The 4,318-nt window shown below is 58.2% G+C and carries 7 protein-coding genes; 3 read left to right on the top strand and 4 right to left on the bottom strand.

The window, feature by feature from the left end; all coding sequences use genetic code 11:
• From CAPSK01_RS19475 to CAPSK01_RS19460, 4 genes are all read right to left on the bottom strand, one after another.
• Positions 1-525, bottom strand: a 525-nt coding sequence (locus CAPSK01_RS19475; RefSeq protein WP_034930664.1) for a hypothetical protein, incomplete at its 3' end; no start/stop codon positions are given.
• A 33-nt stretch (positions 526-558) separates the two neighbouring features.
• Positions 559-1,461 carry a hypothetical protein gene (locus CAPSK01_RS19470; protein WP_273704124.1) on the bottom strand — a complete coding sequence of 301 codons (903 nt, stop codon included), beginning with the start codon at positions 1,459-1,461 and terminating at the stop codon, positions 559-561.
• Between the two features lie 102 nt (positions 1,462-1,563).
• Positions 1,564-1,857 (bottom strand): hypothetical protein, encoded by a 294-nt coding sequence (locus CAPSK01_RS19465; protein ID WP_034930660.1) that lies wholly within the window; start codon positions 1,855-1,857, stop codon positions 1,564-1,566.
• A gap of 23 nt (positions 1,858-1,880) precedes the next feature.
• The gene (locus CAPSK01_RS19460; protein ID WP_273704123.1) at positions 1,881-3,314 is read right to left on the bottom strand and encodes a hypothetical protein; all 1,434 of its coding nucleotides are present in this window, start codon (positions 3,312-3,314) and stop codon (positions 1,881-1,883) included.
• 158 nt (positions 3,315-3,472) lie between these two features.
• Here CAPSK01_RS19460 and CAPSK01_RS24070 point away from each other — a divergent pair, with 158 nt between their 5' ends.
• From CAPSK01_RS24070 to CAPSK01_RS24065, 3 genes are all read left to right on the top strand, one after another.
• Positions 3,473-3,640 (top strand): hypothetical protein, encoded by a 168-nt coding sequence (locus CAPSK01_RS24070; RefSeq protein WP_273704122.1) that lies wholly within the window; start codon positions 3,473-3,475, stop codon positions 3,638-3,640.
• A gap of 66 nt (positions 3,641-3,706) precedes the next feature.
• Positions 3,707-3,958: a hypothetical protein gene (locus tag CAPSK01_RS19455; RefSeq protein ID WP_034930656.1), complete on the top strand. Its 252-nt coding sequence runs from the start codon at positions 3,707-3,709 to the stop codon at positions 3,956-3,958.
• 57 nt (positions 3,959-4,015) lie between these two features.
• Entirely contained in the window at positions 4,016-4,165 is a 150-nt protein-coding gene (locus tag CAPSK01_RS24065; protein WP_273704121.1) for an Rmf/CrpP family protein, read from the top strand.
• Positions 4,166-4,318 lie beyond the last annotated feature (153 nt).

The following is a 4,318-nucleotide window of genomic DNA, read 5'->3' as shown; positions in this document are numbered from 1 at the left end:
AATCGTCTTGACGTGCGCGAGGCCGAGCGCGACGTTGTTGGTGCCGGTGACCGTGCCGTTGGGGTAGAGCGTGATCGCGGCGGTGTCGGTGCCGCCCGTCGGAATGGCACGCAACGGTGTCAGCTTGAATTGGGCATTCGCAGCAAAGTCGAAGGCCTTCTTGGCGTCGTTGGTCAGCACCTTGTTGATGATTTCGCGCACCGGTACCAACGACAGGTCGTCGAGCTTCCCGGAGTAGGGAACGCTGTTGCCGTACTCGTTGATCGTCATGGTGCCCTGGGTCACCGTGAAGTTGGATTCCGGCATGACCGTGGTTTCGACCAGAGTCGTACCCTGCGTCGAGATGTCCGAATAGACGTTCCAGTGGAATGCATCCCCTTTCCCCTTGCCCTGGACGGCGGCGTCCTTGACATCGGCGAATTGCCGGAACTTGCACATCGGCTGAACCGCATTGCGCAGCACGTTCGAGAGATTGGCGGACCAAAAATACCCGCCGACATTGACCCACAATTGACCTGCGGCCATGAGCGTTGCTCCTTACTTAATCAAAATTCGAGATCACCGGCGCGACATCACCAGACTCTGTCCCATGCGTCGGTTGGCGATCTCCTGAATTACGCTGGAGGCGTCGACATACTGGGAAGCTTCATCGGTCTGCGCTGCCGACAAATTGGCGGCCGGGATGCGATCCATCCCCGCCTTGAGCCTCAACTTCTCGCTCCTTGATTCGCTTTGTTCTTCCGGCGGGCGCCCTGGTATCGGCCTGCCAAGGGTTTCGTAGACTTCCTTGGCGGATTCGAGCATGGCCGAGGCGCGCGAGGCGCCTTCCGCAATCTTCTGATTCACCTTGATGGCGGTCAGGAGCTCGATGTCCTTGTTGGCGATAACGTCCGGGTAGTCACGCTGGATTGTCGCAAAAGCGGTATCGACCGCAAGTCGTTGCTGCAACTGCTCGGCGATTTGATCAATCGATATGAGTTCCGGGGTAGGCTGCTCGCCGCCCTTGGACTCCAGAATCAATTGCGACATCGCTTTCACAGCCGCGTCCGAATCACCCTCAAAGAGCTTTTCGAACGCTTCTCGCACCCGGCTTTCAACCGCCACCGGGGGAGTCACGGTGATTGGTCCAGGCGCCAGGGCAGGTTCCTGTGCAGGGGCAGGTGCCGCCTGCTGTGCTTGGGTTTTCGCTTCGTTCAGAATTCGGGAGGCCTCTTGCAGGCGCTTGTCCGCGGCGGACCCGATCTGGTAGGACCGGAGAACATCGGCAAGGGGCACATCCTGCTCAACACCATCGACCTTGATCCGCACTTTCTTGTCGCGCGGGTCCGCAATGACCTCATCGGAGAGTTGCGCAGCCAGTTGCTCCTGATCTGCGGACGGGGTCACCGTTTCGGTGAGATTCACATTCGATTCGGCTTCCAGCCGACGCAGATTGGCTTCCGCGATGGCGTCAATCGCCAATTCGCGAGCGCTTTTCTCCGGCGGAGGAGTTACCGTTTCGGCATTCGACCCGTCCTCTTCAAGGATGGGGTCGGCAGTCTGGTCTTCGAACATTGTGTGTCCCTAAATCCGTTGGTCAATCAGTTCATCACTGGCAATTTGTCCGGCCTGGATCGCTTCCGCGAGCCAATACTGGATCGATTCCGCCCGATAGATTTGGTTTTGCAGCGCCCGGATTTCCTGGGTAGCCGTGCAATCCACCCTCTTGAGCTTCTCGACAGCCTCTTCCACCTCTTCTTCAGCCCGCTGGACCAGGTATTTCCCGATCGGCGATCCGAGGAAAGTCTCAACGGCAATACCGAAATCGACCTCCCGATAAAGGGCAGAAGCCCCATTTTTTTCAACTTCTCCCGCCATGCTAGTACACCCCCACTCAAGTGTCAGATACCGTCAGCGCGCTGCGTTTCGATTCCTTGTTGTTTCCCGACCATCGGACTTGTCGCACGGCCGGGAAACATCGGGCTGGTATTACCGCTTTCAGGCAGCGCAATCGGTCCGGTTTGCGCGGCCTCTTGTGCGGCCGGAGTCAAACCAGGACCGGCGCCGGCGGCGGCCACCGCCGAATCGGGAAAATTCGGGTCGATCCCTGGAGGCGTCGGAGAGATATACCCTGCGGTTTGCATCACCTTGTCGGCGATCGGCGCCACCTGGGGCACCGCGGCAATAACCTCCCCGGCCTGCATCGCGGCATACGCCGCCCCGACACCGGTGGCCACCTTGTTTGCCTGCAGGTTGGCCACCTCTGCATCGAGCTTGCGCACAGTAGCGTCGATAATGGCTTGCGGCATTTTGGCTTCGAGCTGCTGCTGGAGTTGTTCGATTTGCTTCTGCAGCCCGGCCAGGCGCGGGTCTTCGTCGCCAGGGGCTTTGAAGAAGCGGCCACCATTCTTGTGCCCCAGCGCACCGAACACCTCCTTGATGATCTCGACCGGGTCCGCTCCGTAGCGCTCCATGATCCCGTCGGCCAGGGCGTCCTTGACTCCTCTTACGCCGGTGATCAGGTTATTGATTCGCTCGGTGGGGCTTGTCGAGCCCATGCCGATATTCACGGTCAAGGTCATCTCGTTGGACAGCAGGTAATCGGTCACGGCGTCAATCCCGAACCGCTGCATGAGCTGGGCTTTCTTGCCGGCCAAAGCCAGAATTTTCTCGTCCGTCTCGTAGTGCTGTTCCAACAGGACCAACTGTCGAAGTGTCGGCTCGACCCACGTCTCGACAAACGTCTTGAGCTGATAATTGCTCAACAGGTTGGCGCTGTCGGTCAGTTTGTTCATGCCGCCCACCGTCTCGTTCAGACGACGATTGGATTGCACGCTGCCTGGCGAGAACGTGCCGGACATCTCGTCGAAATCGAGATTGAGCCGGTCCTGCTCCTGATAACTGCTGGACGTGACATCAGGGGTGTCGAAGACTCTCACATCGGTTTCCGGGTTGTTCATCATTGTGATGGAGCCGGGGGTGTTTCGTGTGAGGCTGCGGATATCGATCTGCTGGTTGCGCTTGGCAAAATACCGCTTGTTCAGCGCCAGCTTGACGTTATCGATACGTTGGTTGGCAATCTCGTTAATTTCCGCCTGCACATCCCGCGTCAATTTGATCGGGCTTGAAGGGTAGGGTTTGTGTGTTTCCAGAACACAGCACCCAAGGGTATAGGGGCGAACCCCGTGCGCGTACTCGTTCGTCGAGCGCAAGGGTAGGGGTGACGATAAGAGAAAGCGATCGCCGAGGGTGTAGAACAAATAGTCCTCTCCGTCCTCCTCAATAATATTGCGATGCACCCAGACGACCGTGAATTCCGTGACGGCCGACGCCACGCCCCGAGAATCCGCGCGGTTACTCGCCGCGGCTGATGAGTGCGAGGCCCGTCCGATGGACAAGCGGCACTTTTTACGGGTGAAGCGGAGCTATGAGTTGGACGCATAGGCATCAACGAGGTGACGGAAAGAGTATTCGGGGTAATGGATATCGCCGCGTGGCGCGCATTCGCAATGATGTCGGCGCGTGGTTGCTGGTGGCCGCGAAGCAGTTGGAGCAGAGCCCGCCCGGCACCGTGAACTTGTGGACGATGCTGACGCCTACGGCCTTTGACGTGATCGATGAGCCACCAATCATGACGCCGAACGCCGAAATTGAGCGGTGAGCGAAGCGAGTCCGCTCGAATGTAGTGTTAGGTGCCGTACCGCCAACTCAGATTTTTGGAGATGACATGACGATCAAATACTTTCTGGACTACGAGATACGCTCTTCATGGTGGGCGTGCTGGGTTTGGTGGGGGTGGGGCAAAGACTTGGCGGCTCGATACTTCTCGTGGAAAACGAATCGGAAATATGTCCGCTACATCGATAGCAAAATTGACAAGGCGTATGCAGACCTGCTGGCGCAGTGCAAGAACGAGGCACCTAACGGTCAAGGTAAGGGGCTGGCTGACGGCGGAATGCCGGCAGACAGTCCCTCTTGACCGTAGGGTTCGGCGTCGCCGTCCCACCAGAACCGACTTTTAACAAAGGAGATTGAAATGGCCGAAAAGCAACACCCGATAGATGAGGGCCGCGAGGCATACATGAACGGCGAGCCGCTGAATTCATGCCCATACCCCAAGGACAGCACCGAAGCGGTGGAATGGGAAGGAGGCTGGATGGAAGCCGAAGAAGAGGACAGCGAGTGACGCACAACGCAGAAGTAACCGGCCAAGGTCCGGTTGACTGCCATGTTAGGCCCGCCGTGGCCGAGAGAAAGGAACGCGATGGAACAATATATGGACACAGCGCGACAGATGCCGGGTTAGACACTCTACTGGCACAAGCGATCGGCGGGAAGC

The organism is Candidatus Accumulibacter vicinus, assembly GCF_000584955.1.
Classification (GTDB): Bacteria; Pseudomonadota; Gammaproteobacteria; order Burkholderiales; family Rhodocyclaceae; genus Accumulibacter; species Accumulibacter vicinus.
Note: the sequence above shows the minus strand (reverse complement) of the source record. Positions and strands in the feature narration are given on the sequence as shown.